Raw genomic sequence first — 19,119 nt, forward strand, 5'->3', positions numbered from 1 at the left:
GCGAGCACAAGCGGCAGACGGGTAACCACCCTGATTCGAAAACCGGTTGACCGGCCCGAGACGGCTGTCGAGGCTTGTGCGTCACCACCAGCAGCCCGGGAGAACGAGTGTCGACGGTTGTCTCTGCCATGTTCACGTGTCCGCTCGGCGACGACGCGGCGCTGATTCCGCGAACGGCCGCGATCGCGGAGGCCCACCAGGCCCTGTTGATGGCCAACTACGAGCGCCTCGCGCAGGGGGACCCGGACTTCGACATCGAGAACCCGACGACGCTCGAAGAGACGCGCTCGCGCCTGGAGCGCCAAGGCCGTGCATGGGTGGAGGGAACGCAGCTCCCCCTCGACATCGCGGTGCGGGCGGGCCGGGACTGGCAACTGGTCGGGGCGGTCACCCTGAACTGCGACCTGGCCATGAAGACCGGCGAGATCGGCTATTGGATCGACGCCGCGTTCGAAGGCCGGGGACTGGTCACCAGATCCGCCACGGAGGTCCTGGACCAGGCGTTCGGCCCCATGGGCCTGGACCGTGTCGAACTGCGGACCGGCACCGACAACGTGCGCAGCCGCAGCGTGGCCCGCCGCCTGGGATTCACCGAGGAGGGCTTGCTGCGCGAAGCGGTGATCTTCCCCAACGGAGAACGCGACGACGACGTCATCCACGGCCTCCTCGCGCGCGAGTGGCTCAAGTCCCGTGCGCAGGAAGCTCCGTCGCAGCTGTAAAAGGCGACCGGAGCTGTTCGTTGCGTCTCCGTTCGGGCCGTACGGAGAGGGTGTAGGTGCAGTTGCCGTCGGGGACGACGACGAGGAGCGGGTTGCCGTTCTTGAGGTGGGCGTGGGCGGCGCGCCGGCCGTGGCGGTCCTGGTACCAGGCACGCAGCTCGGTGGGGTGGTCGGGGCCGGGGGTGCCGGGGAGGCGCATGGAGGGCTGGACCCAGGGGGAGCGTTCGGGGTCGGGATCGAGCCGGTTCACGATCCACAGCGCCTGTCCGCCGAGCCAGCGCAGGGCGAGGACGGGGGAGACGGTCCGGAAGGTGCCGAGGACGTACCGCGCGGTCTGGCCAGTGCCGTACACGAGCCCCTCGGCGACGGCCTCGCACCCGTAACTGCCGGGCTGCCAGGTCGCGTTCACAGGATCCGCCCCGCGCTCCGGGCGTTGCACCGGGCGGTCTCGGCCCGCAGCCGCTCCATGGGCTCCGGGAGCCGTACGTGCGCCGGCTCGGCCTCCCACTCCGTCCCGCCGCAGACCGGCCGCAACGACCAGTACGGACCGGACACCCCACGGAACTCACCCACCCGGTTCCGATGGCCGGTATCCACCAACAGCGTCCCGAGAAGCGGTACTTGTGAGGGTTCCTGCTGACTCGCGGCGGTATCCTCTTCGGGCATCGTCGACTCCTCTCCGTAGCTGTTTCGCTACCAAGGGGAATCAGCGTGGCCTGGAGTCAGGGACCCTTCAAGTAACCAAAACTGAAGGAAGGGACGTGTGGGGGGCATGGTCAATCGCAAGCAGTTGGACCCCGAAGCAAGCCCGGAAGCGGCCTACGGGGCTCGTATGCGCAGGTTGAGGGAAGGTCGTGGCTGGAGCCAGGAGGGCCTGTCCGGACGGGTGGGCTGTTCCAGCCAGCATATTTCGGCCGTTGAAACTGCTCGGAAGTCACCAACCCTTCCGTTCTCGTCCAAGCTCGATGTCGCCTTCGGCACTTCTGGTTCTGCTGACTCGTTCGAGCGGGAATGGCGCGAGATTCGGCACGGGGTGCTGTTGGAGGGCTTCCCGGAGTACGTCGGGTACGAGGGGCGAGCGGTGGAGATCAGGCTGTTCCAGATCGGGATCATTCCCGGGCTGTTGCAGACCTTGGATTACGCAAGGGCGTTGGCGAACGGCGATGTGTGGCGCGGCTCGATTACGCCCGAACAGGCAGATGAGCGCGTCTCGTTCCTGGCCCAGCGACAGGTTGAGTTGGCGCGAGCCCGGCCGCCGATGGTGATCGTTGTGATGGACGAGAGCTGTATCCGCCGCCCGGTCGGCGGCCCCGCAGTCATGAACGCCCAGATCCAAAAGCTGATCGAGTTCGCTGCGCTCCCCAACACCGTTCTCCAGGTGGCACCTTTCGACATAGGGGAGCGTCGCCCCTTCAACCTGCCGGTCAACTTGCTCACGCTTCCGGACCGGTCCATGGTCTCGTACGCCGAATCCCACTCGCAGGGGCATGTGGACCGTGAGAGCACTTCCGTTCTGCCCCTGCTGACGGCCTACCATCAACTACAGGCCGAATCGCTGTCCCAAGCGGCATCCGTGGCGATGATCAAGCAGGTATGAAAGGGAAGCCCCGTGACTAATGAGCCCCGCTGGTTCAAGTCTTCGTACAGCTCCAACGGCGGCGACTGCGTCGAGGCCGCTGCCAATCTCGTCGCCCCGTTCGGCGTGGTTCCGGTCCGTGACTCGAAGAATCCGAACGGTCCGGTGCTGAACACTTCTGCCGCTTCGTTCGCGTCCTTCGTGGCAGGCGTCAAGGCCGGAGAGTTCGGCGTCGTCTGACACCGGCAGGTTCAGCGCGTGTGATCCCAGGGCCCCGCTGTGCGAGTTCGAGCGCATGGCGGGGCTTCTTGTTGCCGTGGACCGGGGCCCGCGCCGGTAGACGGAGGATGGCCCGGGTGGCCGTCAGGACGGCGCCGAGGGGGCGTGGGGGTCGAGCTCGGAACGTGGCTCGACAACTCCGCGAATGTGCCGGCCCAGCTGGGGGACGGGGCCGGCGCAGTGGGCGTTACGGGCGCGGTATCTCGGTGGTGACCTGGTCGTACCGGACGAGACGGGGGGTGAAGGAATACGAGGGATGTCTCTCCCGAAGACGTGCCGTGGCATCGTCGAGATACGCCCACATGTCGGCGGGGTCTGCACCGACGCCGAACGTCGCGTCGTTCAGCACCTCCATGTCGGGACTCGAGATGTATGCCACGTACTTGAGGGTCTGACTGCCACTGGCCATGGTTGCCTCGGCCTCCTTCGAGGTGCTGTGCGGTGTGTGTCCGTCCTTGCCACCCGCGGTATCGGCGGCCTGGGCTGTTCCGGTTGCCGTGAGAAGTGTCGATGCGGCAACTGTGCCGGTGGCACCCAGGAGTGCTCGCCGGGAAATGTCTGGCACGGTCCTCCCCCTACTTTGACGGCCCTTCCTGCGAGGGCTCGCGGCTGACGTTACAACCACGTCTTCGCCGTGGAAGGATCATTGCGGTGAATCGGATCCCGGTTCGGGAAGCTTCGCCGGCAGAGGGCGCCGGGGGCGCCCGGCGTGCGGCCGGGCACTGATACTGCCGGGCACGAGGTCTTCGCGGTGGTCGTCTCGGCCCCTGAATCGTCCCGGGCCGATCCCGGCTGGAGGCCGCCGCCCAGGCCGGCTGCGAAAGGGGGCCTGCTGAACCTCACGCGGTGCGCCGGAGCATACGTGGACGCCTCGCCGGAACGAGACGAAGTGCGCGCCGGCCGTCAGTCCTTGAGCTTGTATTCGCAGGGCTTGGCCGACTTGCCGTCCTGATTGTCGGCGACCTGCTTGCCGTCGACCTTGATCGTGCACGGGGCCGGCTTGAGCATCCCGTCCGGGCCCTTGACCGAGCCGGGCACCACCGACACCGTGACGCCGACCTTCAGCTCGGCGTCCTCCAGTTGCATGGACTCCGTCTTGGTCCAGGGCAGCGTCACCTGTTCGAAGTGGTTGCTGCTCCCGTTCCACATGACCTGGGTCGCGCCCGTGCCGCCCACCTCGAAGACCACCTGATGCGGAACACCCTTCTTCCCCGAGGACGAGCCCTTCGCCTCGCCGCTTGCCGAGGTCTCGCTCGTCCTGGCCGGGCCGGTGTCCTTCTTCTCACTGCCGCATCCGGTCACCAGGACCGCCGCCGCGAGCAGACTGATGGTGAGGGTTGCTGTCTTGCGCATGTGCGTACTTCCCCGTTGCTGAACTGATCGGTGCTGGTGCAATAGGAAACCGTAGAGCATGGCGCCGCACGGGCGGATTGGCTCTGTCGATGACGAGGAGCAGCACTTCTCCGGCGGTTCGGGAGGTGCCGCCCGCGCCGGGTCCTCGGGCAGGACGGTCACGGCGTCGCCCGGGAGCCCGGCATCGGCTCCGAGTCCCTGCGCGGCTGGTACCGCAAGGCGGGGGTCGCCCTCGTACCAGTCCGGGGCGTGCCGGTGGAGCGGGAGTACGGGGTGGGCTGCGGTCCGGGACCTGTTGCCGGAGAAGGGCGGGAGGAGAACCCACTCCCCGCCACTCTCAAGCTATAGCGCACCGGGGGGCTTGCGGCAAGGCCCCCGGGATGGCGCAGAATCTCCGTTCTCAAGCGGTCCCGCAGTGGACCCGGAATCGGAGACGACCTCGTGAACCCCCTCGCCACCAGTGCTTTCGACCTTCCCGAGCGTCTCGCGGCCAAGGCCGACCCGGCGCTGACCGCCCGCGACGAGGAACACTTCGCGGCCATCGCGCGGTGTCTCGACGAGACGATCGCCGAGCTGTCCGACCGGCTCGACGCCGAGCGCCGGGCGCCCGGCGGTGCGGGGCGGCAGGCGATGGACCGGGACACGGAGATCCACCGGCTGTCCTCCCGGCTGCGCGCGCTGCGCCGTTTCGGCCTGGACCTGTGCCTGGGGCACATGGTCGGCGCGGACGGTTCCGAGCCCCTGTACGTGGGGCGGCTCGGCCTCACCGACAGCACGGGGCGCCGGCTGCTGATCGACTGGCGTTCCCCCGCCGCCGAGCCGTTCTTCGGGGCCACCCACGCCAACCCGATGGGCCTGGCGAGCCGCCGCAGGTACCGCTGGACCCGGGGCAGGATCAGCGACTACTGGGACGAGGTGTTCACCCCGGACGCGTTCGCCGGGCACGCCGCGCTCGACGACCAGTCCGCCTTCATCGCCAGTCTCGGCGGCAATCGTTCGGAGCGGATGCGGGACGTGCTCGGCACCATCCAGGCCGACCAGGACGCCATCATCCGGGCGGGGTCCCGCAGGGCCCTCGTCGTCGACGGCGGGCCGGGTACGGGCAAGACCGTCGTCGCCCTGCACCGTTCCGCCTACCTCCTGCACTCCGACCCCCGCCTCGGGCACCGGCGGGGCGGGGTGCTGTTCGTCGGCCCGCACGAGCCCTACCTGGGGTACGTCGCCGACGTCCTGCCCAGCCTCGGCGAGGAGGGCGTACAGACCTGCACCCTGCGGGACCTCGTCGCCGAGGGGGCCGCGGCGACGGCCGAGACCGACCCGGACGTGGCCCGGCTGAAGTCGTCCGCGCGGCTGGTGCGGGCGGTCGAGGCGGCCGTCCGGTTCTACGAGGAGCCGCCCGCCCGGGGCATGACGGTCACCACCCACTGGTCCGACATCGAGCTGACCGCCGAGGACTGGGCCGTGGCCTTCGAGGCGGCGGACCCCGGCACTCCGCACAACGAGGCGCGCGAGCAGGTCTGGGAGGAACTGCTCACGATCCTGAGGGACAAGCACGACGGCGACGCCCCGGACCAGCTGCTGCGCAGGTCGCTGACGCGGAACCGGGAACTGCTCACGGCCTTCAACCGCGCGTGGCCGCTGCTGGAGGCGGCCGACGTCGTCGGGGACCTGTGGACGGTCCCCGCGTATCTGCGCAGGTGCGCGCCCTGGCTCGGCCCCGACGAGGTACGGCTGCTGCAGCGGGCGGACGTGCGGGCCTGGACGGTGTCCGACCTGCCGTTCCTGGACGCGGCGCGACAGCGGATCGGCGACCCGGAGGCGGCCCGGCGCAAGCGGCGGCACAAGGCGTCCGTGGCCGCCGAGCGCGAGCAGATGGCCAAGGTCGTCGATTCCCTGATCGCGGCCGACCCGGACGGGGAGGGCGTGATGACGATGCTGCACGGCCAGGACATGAAGGACACCCTGGTCGACGGGAGCGAGGTGTCCGGAACCGAACCGGACCTGCTCGCCGGACCGTTCGCGCACGTCGTCGTGGACGAGGCCCAGGAACTGACCGACGCGGAGTGGCAGATGCTGCTGCTGCGCTGCCCGTCCCGGAGCTTCACCGTCGTCGGGGACCGCGCCCAGGCCCGGCACGGGTTCACGGAGTCGTGGCAGGAGCGGCTGGAGCGGGTCGGGATCGACCGGATCGACCTGGCCTCCCTGAGCATCAACTACCGGACGCCGGAGGAGATCATGACGGAGGCCGAGCCGGTGATCCGGGCCGCGCTCCCGGACGCCAATGTGCCGACCTCCATCCGCGCCAGTGGCATTCCCGTCGCGTACGGACCGGTTTCGGAGCTGGGCCCGGTCCTCGACGCCTGGCTCGCCGCCCACGACGAGGGCACCGCCTGCGTCATCGGCGATGCCGCGTTCCGGGCGACGTTCCGGGCGACGCCCCGGGTCCGGTCGCTGACCCCGGAGCTTTCCAAGGGGCTCGAATTCGACCTGGTCGTCCTCGTCGACCCGGAGTCGTTCGGCAAGGGCGGCAAGGGCATCGAAGGGGCGGTCGACCGCTACGTGGCGATGACCCGCGCGACCCGGCAGCTCGTCGTCCTCACGAGCTCCTGAGGAGCCCCGGGCAGGCCCGGCCCCCGAGGGCTTCCGGTCGGGCCGGGGCCCCTCGGCTCGGGGGCCCCTCGGCTCGGGGCGTCTCAGCCCGTGCGTGCCAGCTTCTTCGCTATCTTCCCGGCGTCCAGGGCCAGTTCGCGCAGCATGCCGCTGATCGGGTTGGTGAAGCCGGTGAAGTACAGGCCGGGGGCCTGCCGGGGGGTGCGGGCGCCGTGCACCACCGGGCGGCCCCGGGCGTCCAGTACGTCGAGGTGGCCGACCAGCCCCTCCAGGGCCTGCCGGTAGCCGGTCGCCGCGATCACCGCGTCCGGGGTGATCCGTTCCCCGTCGGCCAGCACCACCGCGTCCCCGTCGAACGACTCGACGGCCGCGACCGGCACCACCCGGCCGCGCTTCACCGCGTCGATCAGGCCCACGTCCTGCACCGGGATGGCGCCCTGCCCGGCCCGGGTGTACAGGCCGGTGTCCGGGCGCGGCAGACCGTGCGCGGTGAGGTCGGGCACGGCGAACCGGGTCATGGCGCCCGCGGCCCGGTCCACCAGCCGGACCGGCAGCCGGCGGGCCAGGACGCCGTTCGCCTGGGCGGGCCAGCCCGCCGTCGAACGGCGCACGATGTGCGGCGCGGTGCGCACCGCGATCCGTACCCGGGACGCCCCGCCCTCCACCAGGTCGACGGCGATCTCCGCCCCCGTGTTGCCGATGCCGACGACGAGGACGTCCCTGCCCGCGTAGGGGGCGGCGTCGCGGTACTCGGCGGCGTGCACCAGATCGCCGGTGAAGCCGTCGCGGCCGGACCAGTCGGGCAGGCGCGGGGTGTGGTTGAAGCCGGTGGCGACGACGACGGCCCGGCCGGTCAGCACCCGGCCGCCGCTCGCGGTCAGCTGCCAGCCCGTGCCGTCGGGGGCGCGGTCGATCCGGGACACCTCGACGCCCGTCACCACCTCCAGCTCGTGGTGCTCGGCGTACTTCTCCAGGTAGCGCACCATGTCGTCCCTGGCCACCCAGCGCCCGAACCGGCGCGGCATCGCCAGGCCCGGCAGCGCGGACCAGCGGCGGATGGTGTGCAGGTGCAGCCGGTCGTAGTGGCGGCGCCAGGAGGCGCCCACGTCCCCGGACTTCTCCAGCACCACCGCCCGTACGCCCCGCTCGCGCAGGGACGCGGCGACGGCGAGACCGCCCGGACCGCCGCCGACGACGTAGACGGGCCGGTCCTCGGTGAGACCGAGGAGGGCCGGGACGGAACCACCGGCGGTACGCGCGCTGTCGGACATGAACCGGAGCGTAATCGCGCACCCGGTTGATGGGTCTCGGTCAAGACCGGAATCGATTGCGAATTGGTCACGCCTGCAGCCCGGCCCCGGACCGCCCAATACCCGTACGTGGCACGCCTCTTGCGCACGACGGCCTTCATCGGGTTATCTGACGTATCGTCAGATTTCTTGAGGTGGAGGCACCGTGCAGACGATCTGGCTCAGCGGAGCGGAATGGCTGGCCGTCCTCCGGGTGGGGCTCGGCCTGTGGTGGCTGGAGAGCTGGCGGCACAAGGACAAGAAGGGCTGGTTCGAACGCGGTACGGGCATCGCCTGGGCCGCCGACGTGGCGGGCAAACACCGGTGGCCGGTGGTGCGGAAGGGCTTCGACCGGGTCGTCGCGCCGCGCCCCAAGGTCATGGCCCATGTCGTCGTGTACGCCGAACTCGCCCTGGGGCTGGGCCTGGTGACGGGATTCCTGACCCCCGTCGCCCTGGTCGCCGGGCTGCTGCTCAACCTGCTCTACCTGGTGCTGATGATCCACGACTGGGCGGAACAGGGGCAGAACGCGATGATGGCGCTGATCTCGCTCGTCGCGCTGTTCGCGATGGCCTGGCAGACCTGGTCCCTCGACGCGGCGATCGGACTCTTCCGGTGACCGGGGCGGCGGCGGCCCGTTTCGACCTGCCCGAGCCCGACGCCTTCACCCGGCCCTACTGGGACGCCGCGGCCCGGGGGCAGTTGCTGCTGCGCCGCTGCCGCACCTGCGGGCGGAACCACCACTACCCCCGCGAGTTCTGCCCGCACTGCTGGAGCGAGGACGTCGTCTGGCAGCCGGCGAGCGGGCGGGCCATGCTCTACACCTGGTCCGTCGTCCACCGCAACGATCTGCCGCCGTTCGGTTCCCGGGTCCCGTACGTCGCCGCCGTGGTCGATCTGGCCGAGGGGCCGCGGATGATGACGGAGATCGTGGAGTGCCCGGAGTCCGCCCTCGCCATCGGCATGGCGCTGCGGGTGACCTTCAGACGGGAGGAGGGGCAGGAGGCCGTACCGGTCTTCCGGCCCTGAGCGGGGGCCGATGCGGTGGACGGCGTACGAGGCGGGGCCCTGGTGCGCGACGTGGGGCCCGGTGTACGAGGCGGGGCCCGGTGCACGACGAGGGGCCCCGGTGCGCGAGGCGGGGCTCCCGGCGCGCTACTCGGCGTCGCGCAGCTTGCGGCGTTCGCGGAAGTTGGGGTGGCGGACGACGACGCCGCCCATGCCGCAGGAGCCCGTCAGCCGGAGCACCGGGGAGCCGGGGGTGCCCGGGCCCTCGGTCCGGTTCTTCAGGCCGCCCATGGCGGTCTCCAGCTCGTCGGCCCGCACGGTCCAGCCCTGCGGCACCACGATCGAGATCCCGCCCATGTCGCCGTGCACCTCCAGCTCGACCTCGCGCAGCCGGCACTCGGCGAGGGTGAAGTCGAGCTTGACGCTCCCCATCCCCGCGTGGGCGCGGATCACCGGGGGCACCTTCCAGCGGCCCGAACGGGTCGCCCCGTGCATGCCCCCCTTGAGAACCAGCGGTTCGGCCGGTACGACGGGGCCGAGGTCCTCGGTGAGGGGCGCCAGCTCCCCATGGGTCCTGGCGGACAGGGCCTGCCCGAGCCGGGTGTCCAGCTCCTCCATGTCGATGCGGCCGTCGGCCGCCGCCTCCCGCAGCTGCTCGACCACCGCCTCCCGATCGGCGTCGGAAGCGCGCATACGGCCGGCGGAACGCGAGGGATCGGCAGTCATGGGGCGATGATACGTAGATATGTGCGCGCCGCACGCGCCGCACCGAAGGCCCCGTACGGCGCTCGCACGGCTCCCGTACGGAGCCCGCACGGCGCCTTCGGGTCACAGCCCCGGCGCACCCCACACCGGGAACCACCGGGCCAGGTCCCGTTCGATGCGGAGGTCGTCCCCGAGCACCGCTCTGACCTCCAGCTCCAGCTGGTTGTCGCGCCGCTCCGTCCCGCCGGGCAGGGGAGCGAACGGGTAGAACGTGCCGCGCTTGTAGAGGTAGACCAGGGCCAGCGAACGGCCCCGCTCGTCCCGGAAGCCGACCAGCGAGCAGAGCAGATGCGGGCCGAACCCGCCGTCCTGGAGCAGGGTGTTGACCGCGTGCAGGTCGTTGACCAGGCCGGCCGTGTCGTCGGGGGAGTGCTCGGCCAGCAGCCAGGTGTAGCCGTAGCCGTCCTGGCCGAACCGCACGGGGACGCCGCCGCGGCCGGTGTCGGCGTCGAGCAGTTCGCGTACGTCCTGCTGGAGGCGGAGGAAGGCGCCGCCCTCGACGCCCGCGAAACAGACCGACCCGAGGCCGGTCGGGGCGAACCCGGCGCCCGCTTCGAGGGTGAGGGCCGCCGACGGCACGGCGAAGAGCTGGTCGAGGTCGGGGCGGACCGGCTTGCTGCGGCCGAGGATGGTGTCGAGAAGGCCCATGGACGTACCTCCGGACGGGGGGAAGGGGCTTGCCGGGTTCAAGGGCGCCGGTTCACGCGCGGGCTTCACGGGCGGGCGAGGTCGGCGGAGATGCGGGCCAGCTGGTCGAGGCGCTGTTCGAGGGTCGGGTGCGAGGAGAGCAGCCGGCCCAGGCTCTCCTTGGACGAGAACGCGGGGACGAAGTAGAAGGCGTTGTACGGCTCCGCCTTGCGCAGGTCCTCGGTCGGGATGCGGGCCATCTGGCCGCTCACCTTCGTGAGGGCGGAGGCGAGCGCGGAGGGGCGGCCGGTGAGCAGGGCGGCGGCGCGGTCGGCGGAGAGTTCGCGGTAGCGCGAGAGCAGCCGGGTCAGCAGGAAGCCCAGGACGTACACGACCGCGCTGACCAGCGGGATCAGCAGGATCGCGATGCCCACGGGGTCGTTGCCGCGGCTGTTGCGGGAGAGCCCGCCCCACAGCGCGACCCGGGTCATGATGCCGGCGAGCACACCGAGGAACGAGGCGATCGTCATGACGGCCACGTCGCGGTGGGCGACGTGCGACATCTCGTGCGCGAGCACCCCCTCCAGCTCCGGGGGATCCAGTCTGCGCAGCAGCCCGGTGGTGGCGCAGACGAGGGCGGTCCGCTCGTTCCGGCCGGTCGCGAAGGCGTTCGGCACGTCGCTCCGCGCGATCGCCACGCGCGGTTTCGGCATGTCGGCAAGAGCGCAGATCCGGTCGACGGCGCCGTGCAGCTCGGGGGCCTCCTCCGGAGTGACCTCGCGGGCCCCCATGCCGAACGCGGCGATGCGGTCGCTGAACCAGAACTGCGCGACGAACATGCCGCCGACGAGGAGCAGGATGATCGGCCAGGCACCCCGCAGCACGGCGAGCAGCACTCCGACCAGGACCACGTACAGCAGGCCGATCAGGAACATGGTGCCGACCATGCGCGTGCTCAGCCCGCGGTCCGGGGCGTAGCGGGAACGGGTTCGGCTCATTGTCGCCTCCAGTCCTCCCGGTGCCTTCCATATTGCCCCTTTCGCAGGGGAAATCGGATTTTTGGAGCTGGCTCGAAAGCGTGCCCGGAGATGCTGCGGGAATATGGCACACAGAGGTGAAAAGGATCAGGGAGGTGCCCGATCGGACGCCGAAGGATATTTGGCCGAACATCACCTGGACCCGTTAGGTGCCTCAGGCATCTAGTGGGCGGAGATCGGTAGGACTTCCTCCCCCATTGCGAGGCTCCGACATGACAGACGCCGACACCATCCCGTTCCCGCAGAACCGCACCTGCCCCTACCACCCGCCGGCGCAGTACCGGGGCACTCCCGGCGACCGGCGGCCGGTGTCGTCCGCCCGGCTCTACGACGGCCGCGTGGTGTGGCTGGTCACCGGACACGCCGAGGCGCGCTCCCTCCTGGTGGACCCCAGGCTGTCGTCCGACCGGGAGAACCCGGACTTCCCGCTGTTCGCCGAACGGGTGGCCGCGTCGAGCCTGCGGCGCGTGGAACTGCTCGGCGTGGACGACCCCGAGCACAACGTCCAGCGCCGGATGCTGATCCCGAGCTTCACGGTGAAGCGGACCGCGGCCCTGCGTCCGCAGATCCAGCGGACGGTGGACGAGCTGCTGGACCGGATGATCGAGCAGGGGCCGCCGGTCGACCTGGTCGGCGCCTTCGCGCTGCCGGTGCCCTCCATGGTCATCTGCGCGCTCCTCGGGGTGCCCTACGCCGACCACGAGTTCTTCGAGGCGCAGTCGCGCAAGCTGCTCCGCGGCCCGGCCGCCGCCGACGTCGAGGCCGCGCGGGAGGCCCTGGACGACTACTTCCGGGTACTGATCGAACGGAAGCGGGCCGCCCCCGGCGAGGGACTGCTCGACGAACTCGTCGAGAAGCAGCTGGAGACCGGGGCCGTGGACCGCGAGCAGCTCGTGCGGCTGGCGGAGATCCTGCTCGTGGCCGGCCACGAGACCACCGCGAACATGATCTCGCTCGGCACGTTCACGCTGCTCCAGCACCCCGACCAGCTGGCCCGGATGCGGGAATCGGACGACCTGATGCCCTCCGCGGTGGAGGAGCTGCTGCGCTTCCTGTCCATCGCCGACGGGATCTCCCGGGTGGCCGTCGAGGACATCGAGACGGGCGGCGTGACCATCAGGAAGGGCGACGGCGTCATCCTGTCCACGTCGGCGATCAACCGGGACGAGACCGCGTACGAGTCGCCGGACGAGCTGGACCTCGGCCGGAACGCCCGGAACCACGTCGCCTTCGGCTTCGGGATCCACCAGTGCCTGGGCCAGAACCTGGCCCGCGCCGAGATGGAGATCGCGCTGCGCACGCTCTGCCGGCGCCTTCCGGGGCTGCGGCTCGCGGTGCCGGCGGAGGAAGTCCCGTTCAAACCCGGGGACACCATTCAGGGGCTGATCGAAATGCCTGTGACGTGGTGAACAATTCCCGTCACGCGGTGGAAACGGCGGAAGCGGTGGAAACGATGACCGCGGTGACCGGAACCGGATCGGAAAGGATTACCGGGATGCGTATCGGCATCGACAGGGACCGGTGCATCGGCGCGGGGCAGTGCGCGCTCACCGCACCGAAGGTGTTCACCCAGGACGACGACGGATTCAGCGAGCTGCTGCCCGATTACGAGGACGCCCTCGAAGGCCCCCTCGTCAAGGAGGCGGCCCGCGCCTGCCCCGTACAGGCGATCACCGTCGACTGACGGGGAGCGGGGCATCGATGGGACGGGGCGCGCCGGGACGGCATCGGCCCGGCGCGCCCCGCTCCGTCAGGGCCAGAGCAACTCCCGCTCCCAGCCGCCCGCACCCTCCGTCCCTCGGCGGTAGCGCAGCCGGACGTGCCGGCGTGCGGCGTCGCCCTGGAAGAACTCGACCTCCTGCGGCTCGACCACGTACCTGGTCCAGCTCGCGACCTCCGCGTCCGGTTCCTCCTGCGCCCGCTGCCAGGCCGCGTCCGAGGCGCGGCCCAGCTCCTCGTACGAGCCGAGCACCTCGCTCTGCCGTCCGACCAGCGCCGACGCCAGTGCCCCGGTCGAGCGGGCGTGCAGGTCGGCGCTGCTCTCGGCGGGTGTGCAGGGCGTGACCCGGCCCCGTACCCGCACCTGCCGCCCCTGCGCGGGCCAGTAGAAGCCGAGCGCCGCGTACGGCCGGGCGGTGAGCTGGCGGCCCTTCGCGCTGGTGCGGTGCGTGGCGAAGTGCCAGCCGCGCTCGTCCGCGTCGTGCAGCATCACCGTCCGCACGTCGGGCCGGCCCGCCCCGTCCGCGGTGGCCAGCGACATCGTGTGCGGCTCGACCTGCCCGGCGGCCACGGCCTCGGCGAACCAGGCGTGGAACAGGGACAACGGGGCGGCGGGCGCGGCGGCCGGATCGAAGGCGGGAAGCCCGACGTCCCAGACCCGCTGGGCGTGCAGCAGCTCCAGGAACTCCCGGTGTGCGTCGGTCTTCTTCTGTACGTCGCTCATGCCCCCAATTGCAGCGCATGGGGAAAGAGGCGGGCGGGACAACTGCCGTAGCACTGCGGGACACGTGGAGCTACGCTTGTCCGCATGAAGACCATCACCCAGCGCGAGTTCCGGAACAACTCTGCCGAAGTCATGAACGCCGTGGAGGCGGGCGAGGTCTTTCACATCACCCGCAACGGCATAGAGGTCGCCGAACTGCGCCCGCTCGCCCGGAAGAGGCGGTTGAGCGCGGAGGAGCTGGTGGCCAGGCACCGTCGGCTGCCCCGTGTGGACGGCGCGCAGATGCGCCGCGAGGCCGACGAATTCTTCGGAGCCGAGGACCGGGTCGGGGACGACGACCCGTGGGAGCGCGGGCGTGGCTGAGCGGCATGAGGCGGGGGTGCTCGACACCTGCGCATACATCGACCTCGATCTGCTGGGGGCGGAGGACCTGCCGGTCCTCCCGGTGCTCACGGCCGTGACGATGGCCGAGCTCCAGCAGGGAGTGGCGATGGCCAAGGACCCCGGTGTGCGGGCGGCCCGGATGGAGAAGCTCGGTGCGGCCGTGGCCGACTTCGAGCCGCTGCCCTTCGATACGGACGCCGCCGCCCGTTACGGGACCCTGGTGGCCCTGGTGATCGCCGCCCGGCGCGATCCCCGGCCCCGCCGCATGGACCTGATGATCGCGGCCATCGCATCGGTCAGGGGCCTGCCGCTCTACACGCGCAACGCGGACGACTTCAAGGGACTGGAGGGGGCACTCACCGTCGTCCCGGTGTGACCGGCCGGCCGGGCGCGGGCCGCCGCCCGTTCCTCACCCCCGCCCCAGCACCACCGTGCCCGACGAGCAGAACCAGCCGCCCGTGCCCGAGGCCACCGCCAGTTCCGGCAGCCGCCCGCCGGGCCGGCGCACCTGGCGGTCGCCCGCCTCGCCGCGCAGTTGCCGTACCGCCTCCACCAGCAGGAACAGCCCGCGCATCCCGGGGTGGCAGGCGGACAGGCCGCCGCCGTCGGTGTTCACCGGCAGCTCGCCGGTCAGCCCCGTCCGGCCCTTCTCCACGAACGGGCCGCCCTCGCCCTTCGCGCAGAAACCCAGGTCCTCCAGCGTCACCAGCGTCATGTAGGTGAACGCGTCGTAGATCTCGGCGAGGTCGACGTCCGCGGGCCGCACCCCGGCCCGTTCGAACGCCAGGCGGCCCGAGACCGCCGCCGGGGAGACCGTGAAGTCCGCCCACTCGGACATGGCGGAGTGCGAGACGTGCTCCCCCGTGCCGAGCACCCACACCGGGGCCTTCGCGGTGTCGGCCACGTACTCCTCGGCGGCCAGCAGCACCGCGCAGCCGCCGTCGCTGCGGATGCAGCAGTGCAGCTTGGTGAACGGGTCCGCGATCATCGGCCCCGACAGCACGTCGTCCACGGTGATCGGGTCCCGGAACATGGCGTCCGGGTTGGCCGCCGCGTTCGCCCGCGCCCGGACCGCCACCTCGGCGAGCTGCTCCGGGGTCGTCCCGTACTCGTGCATGTGACGGCGGGCGGCCATCGCGTACTTGGCGATCAGCGAGTGCCCGTACGGCACCTCGAACTGGAGCGGGCCGCGCGCGCCGAAGGAGAGGTTGGAGGTGCGGCGGCCCGCCTTCACGTCCGAGCGGGCCGTCGACCCGTACACCAGCAGTACGGCATTGGCGTGGCCCGCAGCGACGGCGTCCGCCGCGTGGGCCGCCATCACCTCCCAGGTCGAGCCGCCGACCGAGGTGGAGTCCACCCAGGTGGGTTTCAACCCCAGGTACTCGGCGACCTCGACCGGGGCGAGCGTGCCGAGTCCGGCGGAGGCGAAACCGTCGACCACGGACCGGTCCAGTCCCGAATCGGCCAGTGCCCGGCGGGCGGCCCGGGCGTGCAGGGTGTACGGCGTGGCCGTCCCGGCGCGCCCGCAGTCGGCGAGGGATATGCCGACGACAGCGACCTTGCGGTGGGAAGAAGGCATGGATCTGACGGTACATCAGATATGGGTCGGGGGAACCTCCCCGGCGGGGTGGCGCTTCGGGCGCCGGGGTGGGTGCGAGGGGTGTGCCGGTGGTGAGGGCGGGGTGGTGCGCGGCTCTGGGCATCTCGCGGATTCACCCCTAACATGACGCCCCGTCAGATCGGGGGCGGAAGGCCCCCGCGGGGAAAACGGAAGCCCCGGGGGAAGGAGCCCGCCGATGGACGCCGCCTTCAGCGCGGAACAGGACGAGATCCGACGCACCCTGCGCACACTGCTGACCAGGCACGGCACGCCCGACGACGTCAGGGGCGCCGCGCTGACCGCCGACGGGTACGACACCTCCCTGTGGCGGCGGCTCGCCCGCGACCTGGGGCTGCCCGGACTCGCCCTGCCGGAGGAGTACGGGGGCGTCGGCTGCGGCCTCGCCGAGCTGGCCGTCGCCTGCGAGGAGACCGGCCGGGCCCTGCTGCCCTCCCCGCTGATCGCCACCGCCGCCCTCGCCGCACCCCTGATCGCCGCGCTCGGCACCGACGCCCAGCGCGCCGACCTGCTGCCGCGCATCGCGGCCGGTGAACTGACCGCGACCCTGGCCGTCCCCGGCGGTGCGCTCACCGCCGCGCTCGGCCTCGTCGCCGATTCCACCGGCGGCACCTGGGCGGGCGGCGGCCGGGCGGGCGGCGTGCAGGCGGCCTCGGCCCCCACCGGCACGACGGTCACCACCGGCACCACGGCCCTCACCGGCCCGACGGTGCGGCGGCTGTACGGGGAGGTGGACCAGGTCCTCGACGGGCACAGCGCGGACCTCCTCCTGGTCGCGGCCCACACCGGCGGCTTCCCGCGCAGCCGTACGCTCCTCTTCCTGGTCCGCCCCGATACCGCGAACGGTCTCGTCCGCAGCCGGCACACCACCCTGGACGGCACCCGCCCCTCGGCCCGCGTCGAACTCCGCGACACCGGGGCCGAACTCCTCGGCGCCGACGACACGAAGGACGTCACCGCCGCACTCGCCGAGGTGGGCGGACCGGCCGCCGCGTTGTTCGCCGCAGAGGCGGTGGGGTCGGCGGCGGGCGCCCTGGAACGTACCGTCGAACACGTGAAGACGCGCGAACAGTTCGGTCGGCCGATCGGCTCGTTCCAGGCCGTGAAGCACCGCCTGGCGGACCTGTACGTACAGGTGCGGGCGGCCCGTTCCGCCGCGTACTACGCGGCCTGGGACCCGGCGTCCGGCGGGCTCGCCCTCGCCCAGGCCCTGGAGGCGCTGCGGCTGACCGCCGCCGAGGCCGTCCAGCTGCACGGCGGGATCGGCTTCACCTGGGAACACGAGGCGCACCTGTACTTCAAGCGGGCCGCGGCCGCCGAACTGCTCCTCGGCCCGGTGCACGCGCTCCGCGACCACGCGGCCCGGCAGGCCGCACTGTTCGACCCACCCGGCGCCGGCTCCCAGGCCGCCGGTCCGGGAGCGGCCGAACGGGTGACGGTCCGATGACCCCCGGCGTCCGGCTGGTCCGGAAGGTCTCCGCCACCCGCACGTTCGCGCGGATCGCCCCGCACGTCGTCCCCGCCATGGACCGTACGGTGCACCGGCTCACGCGCGGCAGGGTGCTGCTCAGCGCGCAGATGTTGCCGGGGCTGGTCCTGACGGTGCCGGGGGCACGGAGCGGGCGGCCCAGGGTCACCCCGCTGGCCTGCATGCCGGAGTACGAGGACGGCGGCAAGAACGGGAGCAAGGGCGGGAACAGAGGCGGGGGCGGGGCGGAGACGGGCTGGATCCTGATCGGCAGCAACTTCGGCCGTCCGGGGCATCCGGCCTGGACCGCGAACCTGCTGGCCGGCCCCGACAAGGCCGTCGTCAACCGCAGGGGCCGGGACGTTCCGGTACGGGCCGTGCTGCTGGAGGGGGCGGAACGGGAGGCGGTGTGGCGCAGGGCGCTGGAGTTCTGGCCGCCGTACGCGGCCTACCAGGCGCGGGTCGAGCGGGAGATCAGGCTGTTCAGGCTGGAACGGCGGGACGACCCGACGTCCTGAGCCGGACGCGAACGCGAGGCCCCGGACGCGGACGCGGGGGCACTCGGGCATACGGGAGCGCTCGGGGCGTGCGGGGCGCGTGAGGGTGTACGGGGCGCGCGGCGGCGTGCGGACGCGTACGGGAGTGCATCGACTCGTACGGGGTGTGCGGACGTGCCCGGGGGCACGTGGACGCGCACGGGAATGTGCGCCATGTGCGTGAAAACGGTCCGGGTACACCGACGGCGGACCACCTGAGTGGTCCGCCGTCCGTGAGACAGGACCTGGGGCGCCCGGAACTGCCGCGCGATGCCCAGTGGGGGATGGGGCGTTGGCGCCGGTGCTACTTCGTCGGTTTCCTGCCGGTGATGCCCAGATGTACCAACAGGGCGAGGTTCGGCTTGAGTTCGGCCTGTTTCACGCCCCAGGTCGTGAAGCCCTTCTGGTGCGAGGCGACTGCGGCCAGCATCGCGACCAGCGAGCCCGCCATCGCGGCGGCACTGACGTCCTTGTCGACCTTGCCCCTGGCCTGGAGCTCCTTCACCGAATCGGTGAGGGAGTTGGTGACCGAGTTCAGGATCTTCATACGGATCTTGTAGAAGCGTTTGTCGCCCTCTGCCGCACCGAGGTCGACCACGCGCAGGATCGCGTCGTGGTGCCGCCAGAAGTCGAGGAAGCCCTCGACGAGCTCCTCGGCCGTCTGCCAGCCGGCCTTGCCGACCCAGGAGCGGCCGGCGGCCAGTTCGGTCAATCCGGCGCCCTCCTTCGCCATTTCCTCGGCGATTTCGAGGACGGCGCCCTCGACGTCGGGGAAGTATTGGTAGAAGGTCGCGGGGGAAGTCCCCGCCTTCCGGGCGACGTCGATGACTTTGACGTCCCGGTACGGCGAGGAGCTGAGCATCTCGCTGAGGCAGTCGAGCAGCTTCTGCCGCGTCGCCTGTCCGCGTCGACCGGCCACGCGGCCGTCGACGGTGCGTACTTGTCCTGTCATGCCGTCAGCTTACCGAGGGGTGATCGGAGCGCGATTCGGCCGAGTGCAAATGGGGAGCCCCGCAGGAACGGTGGGGGGAGTGGCCGGATTTCGACGGATGCGCACCGCTCGGCGGTAAGTCGTATCAACAGCCTGTGGATAACTTCCGTGGATAACTTTCCGTGACGCTGTGAGTATGGAACTTTTCCGTCGAAAATTTGTTCGCTTTTGTTGGGTTGCCGGGTGTCCCGGGCGCCCCGTTGCCGCCCCGACTGTGAGGAGCGTCACCGAAATGGGTTGTGGGTCGCGGGTGGGCGGGATGTGTGCCGTTTCCGGTGCGGTGGTGGGCGGTCGCGGTCGGAGTGCGGACATGGCGCGATCGTTTCGTGTCCGGGATGCGGCGGGAGTGCGGCAAAAGTGCTATTGCGAACCCTGGTGCGACGGTCGGGAGGCCGCTCCGGCGGGGCGGTCGCGGC

At 71.3% G+C, this 19,119-nt stretch carries 23 protein-coding genes; 12 read left to right on the plus strand and 11 right to left on the minus strand.

What is annotated here, in order from left to right; genetic code table 11:
* The first annotated feature begins 128 nt into the window (after window positions 1-128).
* On the plus strand, window positions 129-719 hold the full coding sequence (locus OCT49_RS20280; RefSeq protein WP_283853270.1) for a GNAT family N-acetyltransferase: 591 nt from the start codon (window positions 129-131) through the stop codon (window positions 717-719).
* Here OCT49_RS20280 and OCT49_RS20285 read toward each other — a convergent pair.
* Both OCT49_RS20285 and OCT49_RS20290 read right to left on the minus strand, forming a co-directional pair.
* Window positions 682-1,128, minus strand: a complete 447-nt coding sequence (locus tag OCT49_RS20285) for a hypothetical protein (protein ID WP_283853271.1) — start codon at window positions 1,126-1,128, stop codon at window positions 682-684. The genes OCT49_RS20280 and OCT49_RS20285 overlap by 38 nt on opposite strands.
* Window positions 1,125-1,385 carry a hypothetical protein gene (locus tag OCT49_RS20290; RefSeq protein WP_283853272.1) on the minus strand — a complete coding sequence of 87 codons (261 nt, stop codon included), beginning with the start codon at window positions 1,383-1,385 and terminating at the stop codon, window positions 1,125-1,127. The genes OCT49_RS20285 and OCT49_RS20290 overlap by 4 nt, the downstream gene beginning before the upstream one ends.
* Window positions 1,386-1,491: 106 nt before the next feature.
* Here OCT49_RS20290 and OCT49_RS20295 point away from each other — a divergent pair, with 106 nt between their 5' ends.
* Window positions 1,492-2,316 (plus strand): helix-turn-helix domain-containing protein, encoded by an 825-nt coding sequence (locus tag OCT49_RS20295; protein ID WP_283853273.1) that lies wholly within the window; start codon window positions 1,492-1,494, stop codon window positions 2,314-2,316.
* A gap of 12 nt (window positions 2,317-2,328) precedes the next feature.
* Complete coding sequence (locus tag OCT49_RS20300) at window positions 2,329-2,535, plus strand: DUF397 domain-containing protein (protein ID WP_283853274.1); 207 nt, start codon at window positions 2,329-2,331, stop codon at window positions 2,533-2,535.
* 226 nt (window positions 2,536-2,761) lie between these two features.
* On the opposite strand, the gene OCT49_RS20305 is transcribed toward OCT49_RS20300, so the two are convergent.
* Both OCT49_RS20305 and OCT49_RS20310 read right to left on the minus strand, forming a co-directional pair.
* The gene (locus tag OCT49_RS20305) at window positions 2,762-2,983 is read right to left on the minus strand and encodes a hypothetical protein (protein ID WP_283853275.1); all 222 of its coding nucleotides are present in this window, start codon (window positions 2,981-2,983) and stop codon (window positions 2,762-2,764) included.
* Window positions 2,984-3,477: 494 nt separating this feature from the next.
* On the minus strand, window positions 3,478-3,927 hold the full coding sequence (locus OCT49_RS20310; RefSeq protein WP_283853276.1) for a hypothetical protein: 450 nt from the start codon (window positions 3,925-3,927) through the stop codon (window positions 3,478-3,480).
* 441 nt (window positions 3,928-4,368) lie between these two features.
* Between OCT49_RS20310 and helR the strand changes: the two genes are divergently transcribed.
* The gene (helR, locus tag OCT49_RS20315; RefSeq protein ID WP_283853277.1) at window positions 4,369-6,537 is read left to right on the plus strand and encodes an RNA polymerase recycling motor ATPase HelR; all 2,169 of its coding nucleotides are present in this window, start codon (window positions 4,369-4,371) and stop codon (window positions 6,535-6,537) included.
* 83 nt (window positions 6,538-6,620) lie between these two features.
* Here the strand turns inward: helR and OCT49_RS20320 are convergent, their stop codons facing one another.
* Window positions 6,621-7,808, minus strand: coding sequence for a flavin-containing monooxygenase (locus OCT49_RS20320; RefSeq protein WP_283853278.1), 1,188 nt, complete (start codon window positions 7,806-7,808; stop codon window positions 6,621-6,623).
* Between the two features lie 184 nt (window positions 7,809-7,992).
* Here OCT49_RS20320 and OCT49_RS20325 point away from each other — a divergent pair, with 184 nt between their 5' ends.
* Entirely contained in the window at window positions 7,993-8,445 is a 453-nt protein-coding gene (locus OCT49_RS20325; RefSeq protein WP_283853279.1) for a DoxX family protein, read from the plus strand.
* Window positions 8,442-8,855: a Zn-ribbon domain-containing OB-fold protein gene (locus OCT49_RS20330; protein ID WP_283853280.1), complete on the plus strand. Its 414-nt coding sequence runs from the start codon at window positions 8,442-8,444 to the stop codon at window positions 8,853-8,855. The genes OCT49_RS20325 and OCT49_RS20330 overlap by 4 nt, the downstream gene beginning before the upstream one ends.
* Before the next feature lie 126 nt (window positions 8,856-8,981).
* Here the strand turns inward: OCT49_RS20330 and OCT49_RS20335 are convergent, their stop codons facing one another.
* The 3 genes from OCT49_RS20335 to htpX form a co-directional block, all read right to left on the minus strand.
* Window positions 8,982-9,560, minus strand: a complete 579-nt coding sequence (locus OCT49_RS20335; protein ID WP_283853281.1) for a DUF1707 SHOCT-like domain-containing protein — start codon at window positions 9,558-9,560, stop codon at window positions 8,982-8,984.
* Window positions 9,561-9,662: 102 nt separating this feature from the next.
* Window positions 9,663-10,247, minus strand: a complete 585-nt coding sequence (pspAB, locus tag OCT49_RS20340; RefSeq protein WP_283853282.1) for a PspA-associated protein PspAB — start codon at window positions 10,245-10,247, stop codon at window positions 9,663-9,665.
* A gap of 65 nt (window positions 10,248-10,312) precedes the next feature.
* Window positions 10,313-11,224, minus strand: coding sequence for a zinc metalloprotease HtpX (gene htpX / locus OCT49_RS20345; RefSeq protein WP_283853283.1), 912 nt, complete (start codon window positions 11,222-11,224; stop codon window positions 10,313-10,315).
* 251 nt (window positions 11,225-11,475) lie between these two features.
* Here htpX and OCT49_RS20350 point away from each other — a divergent pair, with 251 nt between their 5' ends.
* Both OCT49_RS20350 and OCT49_RS20355 read left to right on the plus strand, forming a co-directional pair.
* Entirely contained in the window at window positions 11,476-12,672 is a 1,197-nt protein-coding gene (locus OCT49_RS20350) for a cytochrome P450 (protein ID WP_283853284.1), read from the plus strand.
* A gap of 86 nt (window positions 12,673-12,758) precedes the next feature.
* Window positions 12,759-12,947 carry a ferredoxin gene (locus OCT49_RS20355; protein WP_283853285.1) on the plus strand — a complete coding sequence of 63 codons (189 nt, stop codon included), beginning with the start codon at window positions 12,759-12,761 and terminating at the stop codon, window positions 12,945-12,947.
* A 66-nt stretch (window positions 12,948-13,013) separates the two neighbouring features.
* On the opposite strand, the gene OCT49_RS20360 is transcribed toward OCT49_RS20355, so the two are convergent.
* A complete protein-coding gene (locus OCT49_RS20360) occupies window positions 13,014-13,706 on the minus strand; it encodes a pyridoxine/pyridoxamine 5'-phosphate oxidase (protein WP_283853286.1) in 693 nt (230 codons plus the stop codon).
* 84 nt (window positions 13,707-13,790) lie between these two features.
* On the opposite strand from OCT49_RS20360, the gene OCT49_RS20365 reads away from it, so the two are divergent.
* Window positions 13,791-14,069, plus strand: a complete 279-nt coding sequence (locus tag OCT49_RS20365) for a type II toxin-antitoxin system Phd/YefM family antitoxin (RefSeq protein ID WP_283853287.1) — start codon at window positions 13,791-13,793, stop codon at window positions 14,067-14,069.
* Entirely contained in the window at window positions 14,062-14,466 is a 405-nt protein-coding gene (locus tag OCT49_RS20370; RefSeq protein ID WP_283853288.1) for a PIN domain-containing protein, read from the plus strand. Before OCT49_RS20365 ends, OCT49_RS20370 begins: the two co-directional genes overlap by 8 nt.
* Before the next feature lie 33 nt (window positions 14,467-14,499).
* On the opposite strand, the gene OCT49_RS20375 is transcribed toward OCT49_RS20370, so the two are convergent.
* Entirely contained in the window at window positions 14,500-15,669 is a 1,170-nt protein-coding gene (locus tag OCT49_RS20375) for a thiolase C-terminal domain-containing protein (protein WP_283853289.1), read from the minus strand.
* A 217-nt stretch (window positions 15,670-15,886) separates the two neighbouring features.
* On the opposite strand from OCT49_RS20375, the gene OCT49_RS20380 reads away from it, so the two are divergent.
* Both OCT49_RS20380 and OCT49_RS20385 read left to right on the plus strand, forming a co-directional pair.
* A complete protein-coding gene (locus OCT49_RS20380) occupies window positions 15,887-17,155 on the plus strand; it encodes an acyl-CoA dehydrogenase family protein (RefSeq protein ID WP_283853290.1) in 1,269 nt (422 codons plus the stop codon).
* Window positions 17,152-17,694, plus strand: a complete 543-nt coding sequence (locus tag OCT49_RS20385; protein WP_283853291.1) for a nitroreductase family deazaflavin-dependent oxidoreductase — start codon at window positions 17,152-17,154, stop codon at window positions 17,692-17,694. Before OCT49_RS20380 ends, OCT49_RS20385 begins: the two co-directional genes overlap by 4 nt.
* A gap of 322 nt (window positions 17,695-18,016) precedes the next feature.
* Here OCT49_RS20385 and OCT49_RS20390 read toward each other — a convergent pair whose 3' ends face one another.
* Window positions 18,017-18,664 (minus strand): TetR family transcriptional regulator, encoded by a 648-nt coding sequence (locus OCT49_RS20390; protein ID WP_283853292.1) that lies wholly within the window; start codon window positions 18,662-18,664, stop codon window positions 18,017-18,019.
* Window positions 18,665-19,119: the final 455 nt, after the last annotated feature.

The sequence above is a fragment of the Streptomyces sp. ML-6 genome, from assembly GCF_030116705.1.
Taxonomy (GTDB): Bacteria; Actinomycetota; Actinomycetes; order Streptomycetales; family Streptomycetaceae; genus Streptomyces.